The sequence below is a fragment of the Enterococcus sp. DIV1283b genome, assembly GCF_051710965.1.
Classification (GTDB): Bacteria; Bacillota; Bacilli; order Lactobacillales; family Enterococcaceae; genus Enterococcus_B; species Enterococcus_B lactis.
This window is the reverse complement of the sequence record NZ_JBIOLR010000001.1, coordinates 351283-367152: the sequence shown is the minus strand read 5'-3', so window position 1 is coordinate 367152 and position 15870 is coordinate 351283. Positions and strand designations below refer to the sequence as shown.

At 37.2% G+C, this 15870-nt stretch carries 15 protein-coding genes; all 15 read right to left on the bottom strand.

Going from position 1 to position 15870, the window contains the following annotated elements; genetic code table 11:
* Nucleotides 1-6: 6 nt before the first annotated feature.
* Entirely contained in the window at nt 7-1503 is a 1497-nt protein-coding gene (glpK, locus tag IGJ53_RS01770; protein ID WP_010731869.1) for a glycerol kinase GlpK, read from the bottom strand.
* A 136-nt stretch (nt 1504-1639) separates the two neighbouring features.
* Complete coding sequence (locus IGJ53_RS01765; protein ID WP_010731868.1) at nt 1640-3100, bottom strand: helix-turn-helix domain-containing protein; 1461 nt, start codon at nt 3098-3100, stop codon at nt 1640-1642.
* Nucleotides 3090-4385 (bottom strand): FAD-dependent oxidoreductase, encoded by a 1296-nt coding sequence (locus IGJ53_RS01760; protein ID WP_438749403.1) that lies wholly within the window; start codon nt 4383-4385, stop codon nt 3090-3092. Before IGJ53_RS01760 ends, IGJ53_RS01765 begins: the two co-directional genes overlap by 11 nt.
* Nucleotides 4386-4600: 215 nt before the next feature.
* A complete protein-coding gene (locus IGJ53_RS01755; RefSeq protein WP_259742018.1) occupies nt 4601-5689 on the bottom strand; it encodes an NADH-dependent flavin oxidoreductase in 1089 nt (362 codons plus the stop codon).
* Nucleotides 5690-5808: 119 nt separating this feature from the next.
* Complete coding sequence (locus IGJ53_RS01750; RefSeq protein ID WP_259742019.1) at nt 5809-6243, bottom strand: MarR family winged helix-turn-helix transcriptional regulator; 435 nt, start codon at nt 6241-6243, stop codon at nt 5809-5811.
* 148 nt (nt 6244-6391) lie between these two features.
* Entirely contained in the window at nt 6392-8029 is a 1638-nt protein-coding gene (locus tag IGJ53_RS01745; RefSeq protein WP_259742020.1) for a glycoside hydrolase family 13 protein, read from the bottom strand.
* A gap of 326 nt (nt 8030-8355) precedes the next feature.
* Nucleotides 8356-9669, bottom strand: coding sequence for an NCS2 family permease (locus IGJ53_RS01740; protein WP_002292548.1), 1314 nt, complete (start codon nt 9667-9669; stop codon nt 8356-8358).
* A gap of 293 nt (nt 9670-9962) precedes the next feature.
* Nucleotides 9963-11516: a hypothetical protein gene (locus IGJ53_RS01735; protein ID WP_438749399.1), complete on the bottom strand. Its 1554-nt coding sequence runs from the start codon at nt 11514-11516 to the stop codon at nt 9963-9965.
* A 140-nt stretch (nt 11517-11656) separates the two neighbouring features.
* A complete protein-coding gene (locus IGJ53_RS01730) occupies nt 11657-11881 on the bottom strand; it encodes a hypothetical protein (RefSeq protein WP_010731862.1) in 225 nt (74 codons plus the stop codon).
* Nucleotides 11882-11900: 19 nt separating this feature from the next.
* On the bottom strand, nt 11901-12323 hold the full coding sequence (locus tag IGJ53_RS01725; protein WP_002375060.1) for a glyoxalase: 423 nt from the start codon (nt 12321-12323) through the stop codon (nt 11901-11903).
* Between the two features lie 140 nt (nt 12324-12463).
* Nucleotides 12464-13174: a B3/B4 domain-containing protein gene (locus tag IGJ53_RS01720; RefSeq protein WP_010731860.1), complete on the bottom strand. Its 711-nt coding sequence runs from the start codon at nt 13172-13174 to the stop codon at nt 12464-12466.
* Between the two features lie 17 nt (nt 13175-13191).
* On the bottom strand, nt 13192-13689 hold the full coding sequence (locus tag IGJ53_RS01715; RefSeq protein ID WP_193754170.1) for a GNAT family N-acetyltransferase: 498 nt from the start codon (nt 13687-13689) through the stop codon (nt 13192-13194).
* Between the two features lie 36 nt (nt 13690-13725).
* Nucleotides 13726-14178: a MarR family winged helix-turn-helix transcriptional regulator gene (locus IGJ53_RS01710; RefSeq protein WP_010731858.1), complete on the bottom strand. Its 453-nt coding sequence runs from the start codon at nt 14176-14178 to the stop codon at nt 13726-13728.
* 136 nt (nt 14179-14314) lie between these two features.
* Nucleotides 14315-14920, bottom strand: coding sequence for an NUDIX hydrolase (locus tag IGJ53_RS01705; protein ID WP_010731857.1), 606 nt, complete (start codon nt 14918-14920; stop codon nt 14315-14317).
* Nucleotides 14921-15249: 329 nt separating this feature from the next.
* Complete coding sequence (locus tag IGJ53_RS01700; protein ID WP_259742022.1) at nt 15250-15870, bottom strand: AAA family ATPase; 621 nt, start codon at nt 15868-15870, stop codon at nt 15250-15252.

Here is a 15870-nt window from a genome sequence, read left to right as displayed (position 1 = left end):
TCCTCCTTATTCAAATGCTTGAGTAGCTTTTACTGCTTTTTTCCAGCCATTGTAAAGTTTTTCTCGGCGCTCTTCCTCCATTTGAACTTCAAATAGCTTGCCAGCTTCATAAAATTCGCGGATCTCGTCTGTATCTTTCCAATAGCCGACAGCTAATCCTGCTAAAAATGCTGCCCCTAGTGCTGTTGTTTCCAAGTTTTCTGCTCGTTGGATCGGTACATTCAAGATATCTGTTTGGAATTGCATCAGATATTCATTATTTGCTGCACCGCCATCCACTTTCAATACAGGAATCTTGATTCCAGTGTCATCTTGCATCGTATCGATGATATCTCTCACTTGATAGGCAATCGACTGCAAAGTAGCTTTAATGATATCTTCTTTTGTCGTTCCACGTGTCAAACCAAACATAGCCCCTCGTGCTGCCTGATCCCAATAAGGAGCACCCAGTCCAACAAATGCAGGAACAACATAGACCTCATCTTCGTTTGTGGAGCGTTTTGCCGCATCTTCCGAATCACTAGCTTTTTGCAACATTTGAAGTCCATCTCTCAGCCATTGAATCGAAGAACCAGCCACAAAAATACTTCCTTCTAAAGCATAGTAAACCTTTCCATTTATGCCGTAACCAATTGTCGTCAATAAATTATTTTTGGATAATTGCGGTTTTTCACCGGTATTCATGACAATAAATGAACCTGTACCATAAGTATTCTTGACCATGCCTGGTTCGAATGCCATTTGTCCGAATAATGCGGCTTGCTGGTCTCCTGCCATCCCTGAAATTGGTGCTTCGCTTCCATAAAAATGATAACCTTGCGTATAACCATAAACTTCTGAGTTAGAAGTAACTTTTGGTAACATCACTCGAGGAATATTCAATAAATCCAAAATTTCCTGATCCCAATCTAGCTGATGGATATTGAACAACATCGTCCGACTGGCATTCGAGTAATCAGTAACATGTGCTTGTCCATCGGTCAGTTTCCATACTAACCACGAATCAATCGTTCCAAACATTAACTCGCCTTTTTCAGCGCGTTCTTGCGCACCTTCTACATGATCAAGAATCCAGCGAATCTTCGTTGCTGAGAAATAGGCATCGATCACTAGTCCTGTTTTTTCGTGGAAAAATTCTTGATATCCTTCATTTTTTAAATTATCTGCAATTCCAGCTGATTGTCTGGATTGCCAAACAACTGCATGATAGATTGGACGTCCTGTATCTTTTTCCCAGATTACTGTTGTTTCACGCTGGTTCGTTATGCCAATCCCAGCAATCTGGTTTGGTTTGATACCTGATTCGATGAACGCTCCGGCAATAACTGACTGTACAGAATTCCAGATTTCATTTGCATCATGTTCCACCCAGCTTTCTTGCGGGAAATATTGCGTGAACTCTTTTTGAGAACTGCCGATATGTCTTCCTTTCTTGTCAAAGATAATTGCTCGTGAGCTAGTTGTACCTTGGTCAATCGCCATGATATACGTTGGTTCTGTCATTGTGATTCCCTCCATTATCTGCAAACGCTTTCTTTAACTACTTTTATCATACTACTCATTTAAAAAAAGAAACTGTCAAAATTTTATTCTTTTTTTCTTTTTTTTGACAGTTTTTTATTATGATGCTAGTTTTTGATCAATTCTTTTCTTTTTTCAACATTTCTATTCTTCTTTTCAATCGGATAATGTCATAAGGCGACGCAAATTCTGATAGATAATATTCACTCTGTTGCTTGTTTCTCTGACAAAACGTTATGACCAAATCATAGTTTTTTCCTTCTTCATAACTTTCAATCTCAATACCGCTGACTCCTCTCAGTTCTCTGATCAGATACTGTTGGAAAGCAATACGGTAAATAGGCAAACTTTCTAAATCGATCCCTATCACTACTGGTTTCGCAATATAAAAATCAATCATCAAAAGAACATTGGCATACTGGATCATCAGATAACTAAGTGCACTGTCTTCGGCACTTTTCCTTGGCAATTGTTGCATCGCTGTTTCCTGTAGTTTCTCCAATAACTGTGTTAAGGAATGCCCAAGCATTTTTTGCTGCTGCTCCAAAAGCCGATCACGCTCGTAGACTTCGATCTTTCCAACAAAGAAAAACCATTCATTGTTGATTTGTGAAATTTGGTAGCCTACTGCTTTTTCCTCTTTGATTTTCAAACGACGAGGACGATAATGCCATAGCATCGTTTCCCGAATATAAGTATCCAAAACAGCGGTGGGTAACTTTTTGCTCCGTGTCAAATCATATTGATAAAATATTTCTTCTTCTACTATCGAAAAAGAAACAAAAAAGCTGTAAAACATCATTGTTTCGTATACATTCAGTTCTGCTGCTGTTCGACTAAGATGCATCACGATGATTGGATCGATTGCTTGATAAAGCCGGTCCGACTGATAGAGCAACTTCTTTTCTTTCAAAGTTGCGTACGTACTTTTTTCATTCAATAGTCTTTTTTTCGTGATCCCAAGCCAACAAGCAATCTGTGCTTCTGCTGATGCCGTAAACGTCATTTCTAATACGCGGCCCAATCCTAGAATGAATGGTCTTTTTTCTGGTGTATTTTGCAAAAAAAGCGGTCGTTGATCTTCCGGGATATATTGGAATAATTCATAATAAAAATATCGGATCTGTAGCTCTTCTCCGTATAATTGACCGTTTTTGATTTGTAATCCAAATTCCTCTAAGAGCTGGTTCAATTCTTTGATTTTTCGAAAAACAGAAGACTCACTGATATTAAACGCTGTCGCTAATCGAACGATGGATACTTGCTGATGTTCTAATAAATAGACAAGCATTTTAAACTTCAAGCTTTCCTGTAATAAAAACAAAAGAATTTTTTCCAAACTGACATCTTCGTCCAACACAAGCAGCGCCTGATACTCGTTTCGCTGTACTTCTACTTTTTTTCCCATCATCCGGCCAATCAATTCAATATCTTCCAAATATTGATCAAAAGAGGTTTTTGACAGTTGGACATGCTCTCTCAATCCATTGATAGAGGCTGTTCCTCCTTGCAGAACAAGGTTTCGCAAAATCAGGATCTGTAACTGCTCTTTTCTTTCTAATAATGCTTCAATCTTCATAGGCAGTATTCGCCACCTTTGACCACACCATATTAGGCACACGATATTCTGGCTGGAAAAATAGCTCATGTTCTTCTAACTGTTCGAACGTCCAGCCTTCTTCTACTGCGATTGTCAGTTGGTCAAGAAGATGAAACATTTCTTTTCTGCTTTGGAGCTGTGCTCCAAGAATCTTTTTTTCAGAATCAAATAGGAATTTGATTTTGACTTTGCTTTGGGTTATTGCTACAAGCTTGTATTCTGCGTACCCTGTTTCAATTTTTTGGGGATAAAAAATGCTTTCTTCTTCTGTCATACCTACGCTTCCTAAGAAATAGCCAAACCACTGATTGCCAACTGGTCGATAGGTTCCTTGATCCATTGTCGCAGAACCACTAATTGTCTTGCTGACATTTCGCGCTGTACGGACAGCGTTATTTACTAGAGAAACGTACATTTTTTCATTTGTTGGGCGAAAAGTGACTTGGATTGCATCGCCAATTGCATAGACGTCTTTTTGAGACGTTTGCAAATAGTCATCTACCCAGATCGTTCCATCATCATTCAATGTTAATTGTTCTTCCCACATCTGATTGTCGGGGCGAGAATGGTTAGCCAGCAAAACAAGATCATAGTTTTCCCTTCTTCTTTCCGTCTCTACTACAGCGGTTTCATTTTCGGACAAAGATACGACTTGCTCTTCTAAGAAAAGCGATATCCCTTGATTTTTCATTTCCTTTACTAACGGTTCCGTCATTTCAGGGTCTAGGTAACGAAAAAGAATCGACTTTCGGCTTTCGTAAAGATGGATTTGTGTTTTCCCTGATGCTAAGCCTTCAGCTATTTCAATCCCTGCTTGACCTGCTCCAATAATGGCAATTTTTTTTGCATCCATGATCTTTTGCTGAAGAGCAGCTATGTTTTGTATCTTTTTAACTGGGTGAATGAACCTTGCTTCTGCAGGAACATTTCGAAAATTTTGATTTGAACCAGTCGCCAAAATCAAACGATCAAAATCCAGTTTGTCTCCGCCTGCTAAAACGACTTTCTTTTCTTCCAATCCTATTACCGTTTTTTCTGTGTAAACATGGATATGATAGCGGTCAATCAGCTCTTCTTTGGTGATCCAAGAAAGTTGTTTTTCACTGGTGACCTTTCCTTTTACTATCAGATTGAACCCGCTGGGAATCCACCCTAACTTCGATTGCTTTTCAATCAAATATATTTCACTTGTTGGTATCAATTGGCGAAGATAAATAGCCGCATGAATCCCTGCAAACGACCCGCCGACAATTACAATGTTCATCTGCATTCCTCTTTTCTAACGTCCTATTTGAAGAGTATCATTTCCGAGCCAATGTTTCAAAAAATGTACTCTTGAAATAGAAAAAACACTCCCTGTTAAATTCATTTTGCTTGAATTCAACAAGAAATGCTTTTTATTTTATCCTACGTAAGTGTATCAGTTCCATAGCTCTCTTCATCTCAAAGATTCTTTTTTACTTAAATACTCTCAGTAAACTAAAACATCATTTTCAAAAAATTATACAGTGGACTTGGTATATAAAGGTCTTTAACTGCTTCGTTCAAAGGTTTCGTCACAAATTCAGTATCACGATTTTCGATTAGTTTTTCTGCCCATTCAGGATCAACAATCAGTTGTTGTCCGACTGCTACAAGTTCAGCATTGTCTAGAATATTTTGGACATCTGTACGATTTTTCACACCGCCTGCAGCAACTAATGGGATCTTTCCTTGCAGCGTTTCATGAGCATATTCTAAAACAGTTTTTTCGTTGTATTTTTCTGAACGTGCCACACGACTATAATTATTTAAAGATACATGTAAGTAATCTAATTTTGTTTCTCGCAGACGTTCTAATAACCAGATCGTATCTTCAAAACGAATACCAGGTGTTTCAAATTCTTCAGGAGAAAAACGGTATCCTACAATAAATGGTTTTTTCGCATATTGATCCACTGCTTGAAAGACACTCTTCATTACTTCGTCAATAAAACGATAACGGTTTTCTAGGTTGCCACCCCATTTATCTTCTCGGCGATTAGAGTGTGGAGAAAAGAATTGTTGAATCAAATACGTATTTGCTCCATGCAATTCAACTCCATCAAATCCAGCTTCAATAGCTCTTCTAGTTGCTTCTCCAAATGATTGGATTGTTTCAACGATTTCTTCTTCACTCATTGCTCGTGGTGTTTCAGCGCCTGGTCGTTCAGCAGGAATTGCACTAGCTGAAACAGTTTGTTCGCCTGATAAAACTGCACGGTTTGTCATACGTCCACCATGGAAGATCTGTACGATAGCTTTTGCGCCATTGGATTGGATTGCATTTGCTAACTCGCTAAGACGAGGGATCATTTCATCATGTGCGATACTTAGTTCACCATGCCAGCCTTTTCCGCCGTCTTGAACGTTTGCAGCACCTGTAATAATTGCACCTACTCCGTTTGCTCGTTGTGCATAATAGTTGATTTCGTCATCTGTGACAACACCATTATAAAAGCTTAGTTGTGTGGTCATAGGTGACATCATCAAACGGTTTTTTAATGTTGCACCAGAAGCAAAGGTCATTGTTTCGTTAAATTCTGTCATTAGTTATTCCTCCAGTTATTTCTGATAAAACAAGCAGTACATTGAAATGTATTAGATGTTTCTTTTATATAGTAAAACATATAGTTAGTTGTACATGCAACTGTTTTACTTAAAAAATTTTATTTTTTTTGCAACTGATCAGTGATTTCATTCATTTCGGCAGACAATTTATCACTGATTTCATGTCCTAAAATCGTATGATACGCTTTATGTAGTTCTTCCCAACTACTGGCTACTTCTTTTGCAAATTCTCGTCCTTGCTCAGTGATATAAACAAGAGATAAACGTCCATCGCTTACTGTTCTCACATAGCCTTTATATTCTAATTTTTCAATAAAACGAGCGATTGTTGAAGGCGCAGAATAGAGCATTTGTGCAATATCTTTTTGTGGTATTCCGTCTTTTTCTTTTAATATCAATAAAATAAACCCATATGTTGGCGCAAGCCCTGTTTTTCTAAATGCTTCATCTGCCATTTTATTCAAGGTCCGATCTAATTTTTTCACACTAAAAAAGAGACAATCATTCAGCGCATTTTCAATTGTTTTTTCCATTTCTCTCCCCCTATTCAGCTTACATATCATAGTATGATTTTTATGATTTGTCAAAAAACACGGAATAATGTCCGCCTCCTCTGTCTAGATTTGAGAAAAAGAAGTTGTGACAAAAAATGTGTCACAACCTCTCGGTAATACGTTTCAATCAAATAAGCTTTTCTTTATTTACTTCCACCACAAATGCTTCATATGGTCGTAACTCGACTTTGCCGTCTGGTAACTGTTTCAGAGGATAATTTGACACAATAATCCTTAAAGCTTCACGTGGAACAGTGAACACCTGTTTTTCACTGGACATATTGCAAACAACGAGCCATCGCTGGTCTTCATATATGCGAGAATAAGCAAAGACATGCTCTGGCGTCTCTTCTACTAATTCATAGTCACCCCAGACGATGATGTCGTGTTTTCTACGCAAATCGATCAATTTCTTGTACATATAAAAAACAGAATTTTGATCTGCTAACGCTTCTTCTGCATTGATTTCTTTATAATTTGGGTTGACTCGAAGCCATGGAATTCCCATAGTAAACCCAGCATGTTCACTGGCGTTCCATTGCATAGGCGTCCTAGCATTGTCTCTTCCTTTCGCATTGATTGATTCCAAGATTTCCTCTTTTGTAAATCCAGAAGAAATCCTTTCGTTATACATATTGATTGTCTCAATATCTTTTGCTTCCGCGATATCATCAATTGGACAATTCGTCATGCCTAATTCTTCTCCTTGATAGATATAAGGAGTGCCTTTCATCATATGAAGCAAGATAGCAAACATCTTGGCACTTTCTTTTCGATACACATCGTCATTTCCCCAACGAGAAACAATTCGCGGAAGATCATGATTATTCCAAAATAAACTATTCCATCCTTCATCACCCAAAGAAGTTTGCCATTTCGATAATACTTTTTTCAGTTCAGAGATACTTAAAGGCTTCAAATCCCATTTGTCTTTGCCTTCTTGCTGATCTAATCCTATGTGTTCGAATTGGAAGATCATGGATAATTCATTTCTTTTAGGATTGGAATAAAGTTTAGCAATCTCGGTAGTTGCTCCCCATGTTTCGCCAACGGTCATCAGATTTTTGTCGCCAAAAGTTGCTTGATTCATTTCCTGAAGATACTCATGCAGTTTAGGTCCATTACTTGTGATTTCTTTATCCGGTTCTTTGCCAATCATATCGATCACGTCCATACGAAAGCCGCCAATACCTTTGTCGATCCAGAAATTCATCATTTGATAAATTGCTTGGCGAACCTGTTTGTTTTTCCAATTCAAATCAGGTTGACGCTTGCTATACAAGTGCAGAAAATATTGCCCTGTTTGCTCATCCAACTGCCAAGCAGGTCCACTGAATATCGAGCGCAATCCGTTAGGCTCCTCTCCATTGACTGGATCACGCCAAATATAGTAGTCACGATAAGGATTTTCTTTATTTTTACGTGCCTCAATGAACCACGGGTGTTCATCAGAAGTATGATTCACCACCAGATCCATAACGATACGGATGTTTCTTTTCTTTGCTTCTTCAATCAGTTCCTCCAATTCTTCCATCGTACCGAATTCTGCCATGATTGCTTGATAATCGCTGATATCATAGCCATTGTCATCATTTGGAGACTCGTACACTGGCGAAAGCCAAATCACATCAATGCCCAAATATGCCAGATAATCCAATCTGGAAATAATCCCTTGCAAGTCTCCAATCCCATCTTGATTTGAATCTTGAAAACTTCTTGGATAGATTTGATAAACAACTGAATAGTGCCACCATTTTCGTTCCATGATTTCCCTCCTATAAATGGATGTTTCTATTTTTCGCTTAATCATCTAGTTTAGTTTCGTCCACCAAAATTGTAACGCTTTCAAATAGTCATTGCACCTTGTTATCGGTAACAGAATAAAACAAAAAAACAGCTGAGGAAATTTCCTCAACTGTTTTTTGAAAGGATTGATTGATGCAGGGAAGAACGCTGATTTCACAATCTCTTTATAAACGGTGTTCACTCAGCTGTCCCTCGGTATTAGCTCAAAAAACGGCAAAATAGGAGGAACTATTTTTTCGTTTTTTTCTCTAATACTCAGGCCAGAACGCTGATTTCACAACCTCTTTATTTCACATTCAATATCCACATGAATCCCACGAATACAAAGAACAGACCATACATGATTGGAGATACTTCTTTTCCTCTTTTAGCCGCTAACATCGTAATTGGATAGAAAATAAAACCTAATGCAATCCCATCTGAAATACTATAAGTTAAAGGCATGCCGATCAAGATCAAGAAGGAAGGGATCGCGATTTCTAATTTTCCCCATTCGATTTGACGTAATGATTGAGCCATCAATACTCCTACCATGATTAATGCTGGTGCAGTTACTTGTGAAGTAACAACTGACAGTAATGGAGAAAAGAACAAACCTAACAAGAAGAAAATCCCTGTAGTAATAGCTGTGATTCCTGAGCGTCCTCCAACAGCGATTCCAGCTGACGATTCTACGAATGCACCAACAGGAGAAGTACCTAATAAGGAGCCCGCAAGCATAGCTGTTGAATCAGAAGCTAAAGCTTTCCCTACACGAGGCATCTTGTTGTCTTTCATAAAGCCTGCTTGATTTGCTAATCCAACTAAAGTTCCTGCTGTATCAAAGAAAGTCACAAGCAAGAATGTTAGTACTACGACCCACATTTGAAGAGAATTGATGTCCCCTACATGTTTTAACGCAACTAAAAATGTTGGTTTCAAACTTGGTGCTGCGGCAACAATTTCAGAAGGCATTGGAATCAAACCTGTGACCAGACCTAAAATCGTTGTAGCTGCCATCCCGATGAAAATGCCACCTGGTACACGTCGAACAAGCAAGATAGCCGTGACGACTAATCCAAAAATCGTCAACCAAGTAGAACCAACGTTGAGTGATCCTAATCCTACTAATGTAGATTCATTCGAAACAATGATCCCACCTTCGCTCAGACCAAGGAAAGCAATAAATAGACCGATACCACCAGAAATTGCATATTTCAAATCTGCTGGAATCGCATCAATGATCATTTCCCGCAGTTTGAAGATTGTAATCAAAATAAAGATCAAAGAAGCAACGAATACGCCGGACAATGCTGTTTCCCATGGAATCCCCATCCCTAAACAAACAGAATAAGCAAAGAAAGCATTGATCCCAAGAGCAGGTGCCGTTCCAATTGGATAACGGGCTAATACCCCCATCAAAATACAGCCGATCGCACTGGCTAATGCAGTCGCAGTGAACACCGCTCCTTCATCCATTCCAGAAGCGCCTAATACAGTTGGATTTACAAATAAGATATAGGCCATTGAAATAAATGTCGTAAATCCTGCCAGTACCTCACGTTTTACCGTGGTGTTCAATTTTTCTATTTCGAAGTAGGAAAGTATTTTTTCCTTCATCTTCCATCCCCCTAAATCCGAACATTATAAATAAAGTCCGTTAAAATTTCGATTTATTAATAAAACAACGTGTTTTATCATATACTAAAACAAAACATAAGTAAACAAAAAATTCGGATTTTGAGCAAAATCCGAACGTTCTATTTGATTAAAAAATCCATATTTCCACTATTTGAGATTCTTCTTTATAGAGAGAAACATTTCTTTATTGTAAATAAAGAAGACAAACCTAACTTATTTATTAGACTTGTCTTCTTTTATCTACATTACATCATTTAGTGAATGACCACAAACTAAGAGATTCTTTTTGTCTTCTCTTTTTCAATCAACAGTCCTATCATTATTATCGCAGGTACAAAAATCCCCATAGCGTATCTAGGACTAGATTCCCAGATCAATAAAAATGCAAAATAACCAGAAATATATATGTTACTCAAAAAAACTAGTGGATTTATATTCTTGAAAAATTTTATACTGGTAAAAATAATTCCAAGATAAACCAAGTATTGAATCACCATCATTACAGCGTATAAAATCAATCCACTTGTTTTACTTCTGAATACCCACATATTCTTTTCATTTTTTCCTGTACCCAAAAATATTTCAAATGATGATTTTAGATCACCTGAGCTCCAAGTAACTGCAACCTTATTATTGATTGCAGCTAAGAATTGCTTAAAATCCATCGCATTCAATCGTTCTTTTATGATAGATAGGTGCTTTTCTTCCACTTCTTTTTTAGGCATTTTTTTATCCAAGAACATATCCCATGTAAATCTTTGATCGGCGCTAGAATAAGCACCCACTACCCAACGATACTTGTCATCTCCAGATAAATTATCAGGAATAGGCGTATTGTTCAATCCCATCATCAAATAATGTGTATTGGGCTGTCCATAGTGACTATTCGGATAGAGTTTTTGTGCATCGATAAATTGTTTCCACCCAAAATTTCCTAAAACTAAAAAAACTAAAGGAAGGAATGCTAGCAACCGCCATTTCCCAGTATGATAAAAAGCAAAGAATAAAATCATCGCTAAGATCAAGATAAGACCCGTCCCTTTACTTATAAAACCAATCGTGCTAGTTGCTGTTGCAAGCAGTACATAAATAATGTTTCTATTCACATACTGTTTCTTCTTATTTACATATTTAGTTATAAAAAAGAATGTGGCTGAGCCAAAAAACAATGAAAGTATATCCGTATAGGCTACAGGAACATGTAATGTTATCTGGACGGCAAATAACATGATTTGAATAGTAATCAATGTTGCAAAATTACTAACTTTCAAATTTCTCAGAGAAAGAAAAAGAAAGATGATCGTTATTAGATGAATGCCACAAAATACTGCAATGATCGGATAGTAATTCGTACCAAAGAAAAATTGTATTCCCCTAAAAATATACATCAGCAATAGGTTTTGAGGATTGGAATACATATAATTATATCCCCAATTTTCTCCATCCTTCAATTGCTCTAAAAATTTTAGTGTAATAGCAGTATCATCGACTGGTTGATGAAAACCAATAAATCTAATAAAAAGAAATAAGCTGACTGCGTAAATAACTAACTCTAACCCAAATATATAAAAGAGCAGTTTGTCACTTAAATCCCAATCTATTCTTATTTTCTTTAATAAATTTTTCAAAATAAAAAATAGAAGGAATGCAAAAAACAGACAAAATATATTAATAACTATAGTAACTTTTGGTGAATAACTATCTCTGAATAAAGAGAATATCGCACCTATCCTTGGCGAAAAAATAGTTGATGCCATCGCCCAAGTCATAAAAAAAATAACTAGTACTGCAAATAATCTATATATCCCTTTGATACCCTTTTCCATCTGCTACTCCTTTCATAACTACAATAACCATATAGTTATTTTATAAAAAATAAAACTTACTAACAAGTAGCAGTACTTTATTGTTGTTTATTTTATTTATCCGGTTGATAGAAATGAAGCTTCTATCCAAAAATTTCCGTTCATTTTTTTGCGTACCCTTTATTCATCCTTTTCTGCTCTTCTTTGATGAATTCTTTTGTATCGACAGGATTCAGATTATTTAGTCCGCCAAAACCTGTATCGACCATTTTTCCCCAGCCTTTTGTCTTCTTTTTTCCTGATTTGAGATTCTTTGCTCGAAGCTTCTCACTATGTTTTGCTCGCCGATACTTCAAATAACCTTCTAGCCTTCCCATTAGATCCACTGTTTATCCTCCTTTTTATTCAATCAGACGACTCAGCTTTTCCTATAACAAAATAATTGCCTTCAGGGTCCGAAAAATTAAAAGTCAAGACGCCATTGTTGTCTGTGATTTCTCCAGGTTCGTCCATGTTCTCGTAGATAGTTTCAAATTCATCCGTAAAAAAGACTAAAGAAGGTGGCGGTCCCAATACTTCTGGTGAAAATTTCTGCACAAATACTTTTGGGAATACACCTAATTCTAATTCTTTTGAGATACTCAGCACAATACTCTTAAATTCTTCTGGCAATTCAATCGTTTCTGAAATTTCTGCACCAATTTTTTCTACAAAGAATCGGCAAATCATCTCTACGTCATTGACATAAAGCATCACACGTGTTTTTTGTATCATCGTTTGACCCTTCTTTCTAGTTGATTTTCTTTCCTGTCTATAAACTGATTCCATTATATCACGAAAGCGCGAACACCTTGTGTTTGATCCTATTCAAGAAAAATAAAGCAATAGTTTCTAGACTTGCTTTCCTCCACAATTTTTTTTACAAAAAAAGAACGGCAATGAATGCCGCTCTTCTTTTTTCGATTCTTTTATAATTCTGCTTCTGATTCATCTTTGGTTAGTGTGTGTCTGACACTGGTCACGCCAAATGTTTGATCGATTTTTTCCTTCAACGCTTCGATTGCCTGTGCGCCGCGTGCCGCTTGTTCAGCATTGATAGATTCAATGACCAGCACCGCTGCTTGCGTTTCTTCCGTCAGCATCGTTCTTTGGGCTTCACGCCAGTTGAGACAGCGACAGATTGCTCCTTGTTCATCATAGTAAATGATTTCTTCTGGAAGTGCCGGAGCATCGGAATCTGCACCTAAAGGCAGGAATGATTCGCCACCTTGGGCTTTTCCTAGATGCAGATTTCCTGAAATCTTTTCGATATCTTCTCCGCCGCAAGGTACACCAAAAGACAAGGAAATACTATTATAAATATCTACAAGCGGATTGATTGGGAAAAATTCCCGTTCTTGATTTGCACGTTTCAGTAAAGCTTCAATAGAAGAACGTGCACCTTTTTTAGTCTTGAATGTGGTAAAAGCCTGACGCCATTGAGCAATGACTTCGTTTTGGCTGAATGTTTCTTCCGTAAGGTAATTTCTTGCTTCTTTTGCCGCGCTATTCAATAATTGATGATACGTTTCTTCATTTTCTTCTGTTACGTGATTATCGATACCACTCACGGATAAGATTTCGATGGTTGCTTCAGGAAATACTTCCCAAAAATTGGCATCCACTATTACTTTTTTCATATGTTCACACCTCTTGATTAGAATAATTGCTTGATGAATAGATAGTCTGTTTGGGGATCATCTCCCATATAAAAAACATGTTCACTGTACTTGGTAAATCCTCTTTTGCGATAGAAAGCGAGCGCAGCATCGTTGTGTTCCCACACACCGAGCCAAATGGCTGTTTTTTGCTTTTCTTTTGCTTTTTTGATAGCTGTATCTAGTAAAAATGTACCGATACCTTGATGTTTAAATTTTTTTCGTACATAGATTCGCTCGATCTCTAAAAAATGATCATCCATTTCCTCAGATTGACTCGTTCCTATATTTAGTTTCAGGTAACCCGCAGGCTCTTGGTCGATACTTACTAGTAAAAAATCGGTTTCTTTATCTTTTAGCTCTTCTGTAAGTTTTTCTGGCGCATAAGCTTGTCTCAAGTAAGCAGCTAGATGCTCCGGCGAATTATCTTTTCCAAATGTATCTGTAAATGTTTCGATACTGATTTGTTGTAGTAAGTCTACATCTGAAGGCGTCATTTTTCGAATTTCGTATTTATTCACGGCTTCTTCCTTTCAATAGATCCTTTTATTACCTTTTTTGACAAAATTCCAATCTTCGCTAACATTCTTGCATACTTTCTTTAAAAGATATTCCAATTGTTTTGCTTCCTCGTCAGACAGACCATTTAATGCGACTACATTAGAGTAGTTGTTTTCTCGGATGATGAAAGGATAGATTTCTGCTCCTTTTTTAGTCGGATAGAGTTTCTTGATTTTTTTATTTTCTTTATCTTCCAAACGTTCGATCATCCCATTGGATTCTAATTTCTTGATTGCTCGTGCAGTCGTTGTACGATCTACTTTGATCATTTCTGCTAGTTTTTCTTGGATGATTCCTGGATTTTCGCAAATACGTACTAAATAAAGATACTGCCCTCTTGTTAAATCAACTTCTTTGAATTCGATGTTGCTGATAGAATCCAGCGCTCGGGCAATCATTCCGATGTCTCGAAGAATTTCAGCCATTTCACCCCACCTTTATTTTGTTTGTAAGACTAGTTTACCTCTTTTTGTTGCAAATGCAACTATTTTTTTAATAAAAGAACGAGTTCTTTTTAGAGAACTCGCAGAGTAAACAGCTTTCTTCTTTTACGAAAAAAACTTAATCGCAATAGAGCTGGTTTTTGTTTTCTAAAATAAGCAACTGCTTCTTTGTTGTTCGTTTTTCTGATAGCTTTGGCAGCTCTTCTATACTAAAAAATCCCATGTCGGAAGTTTCATTGTTCTCAATAAATTTTGCATCTTCGTCGTGGATCGTACAAGCAAAAACAAGCTTATAATACTGAAAAAGCTGCGGAATATCTTTTTGTTTATTCGTATCAAAAACCGCTCGCAGCTGAGTAGATTCTACTGTTAAACCCGTTTCTTCATAGACTTCTTTATGCACATTTTCTTCAGGGGACAAACCTATTTCGGCAAATCCGCCTGGCAGTGACCATTCTCTCGTCCGTTTATCTTCGATTAGTAGGATCTTGCCGTCCTTTTTGATATATGCACGAACATCGACTTTTGGTGTGGGATGACCTTCTTCAATAACTGTAAGTGCTTTTATTTCTTCGAAAGTTTCTTTTCCTATTTCACTGATCAATTCCAATGAGATCGTCCGAATCTCTTCAAATCGTTCTTTATCGAATACATCTTTTCCATAATACAGACCAGCTTGAGAAAGTGCGAGCAGTCTTTTGTATTGAGCCAACTTGTTATTCATTCTCTTCCCTTCTTTTCAGCAAATGTATAACTATGTAATCAAGTATAGAAGACTGACCTAATTACGGCAAATAAACACAAGGAAATCGGCAATAAATAAAAGAATATTAAAAAATATTTTAGAACAAAAAGGCATTCGACTCCTCTGAGAGTGTGAATAAACGATGCTCAAAAGCTTGTATCTACGGTAATAAGCCCAACCAAACGAAAAATAGGAGGAGCTATTTTTCGTTTGGCTGTTCTTATTACTTGATGCAGGACAGCTTTTTCACAACTTCAAGAGAAGAGCCGCCTGTCTTTATTATCTGTCACTATCAAACCATTTCTTCGTTACTTATTGTCATTGATTTCTTTTTCTAATTTATCCAATAGTGGAGTGTAATCCACTTGAGTATAGTCTGTTACATCAAATTCATATAGTGTTCCTAACTGAAATTCATCATATTTTCGGTCAGTGATGATCTTTTTGAATGCTTCTTTCGTAATGTGGTTCGTCCCTTGCGCTCGATCTTCCAATATGTCGCCATAGTGATAATGATCCATGATATAGCTCAAGTGACGATCTGGTTCACGATCACGTTTGTACCGACGTTGCCATAACACTTCAAAATCTGCTGTTAGGCGAATCGTCATTACCTGATATCCGTATCTTTCTGCTAATTCTTGGAGTCGAGTTTTTTGCTTATCACTAAAAGGATACTCGGACACAATCACTTTCTTTCCTGCTTCCATATACAGATCAAGTGCTTTGTAATAGAAAGGATAAACTTTCGTCCTTTCTTGTTCCGCCCGTTCTTCCAAGTTGTTAAAACCGATGGATTCTGCATAATATTCCTTGATTTCATCGAGCGTGATGGCATACATATCGGGAAATCGTTCCCGTAGTTTATTCATAAGATATGTTTTTCCTGTACCAGGACTACCAGCTAGAAGAATGAAATACTTTTTCAT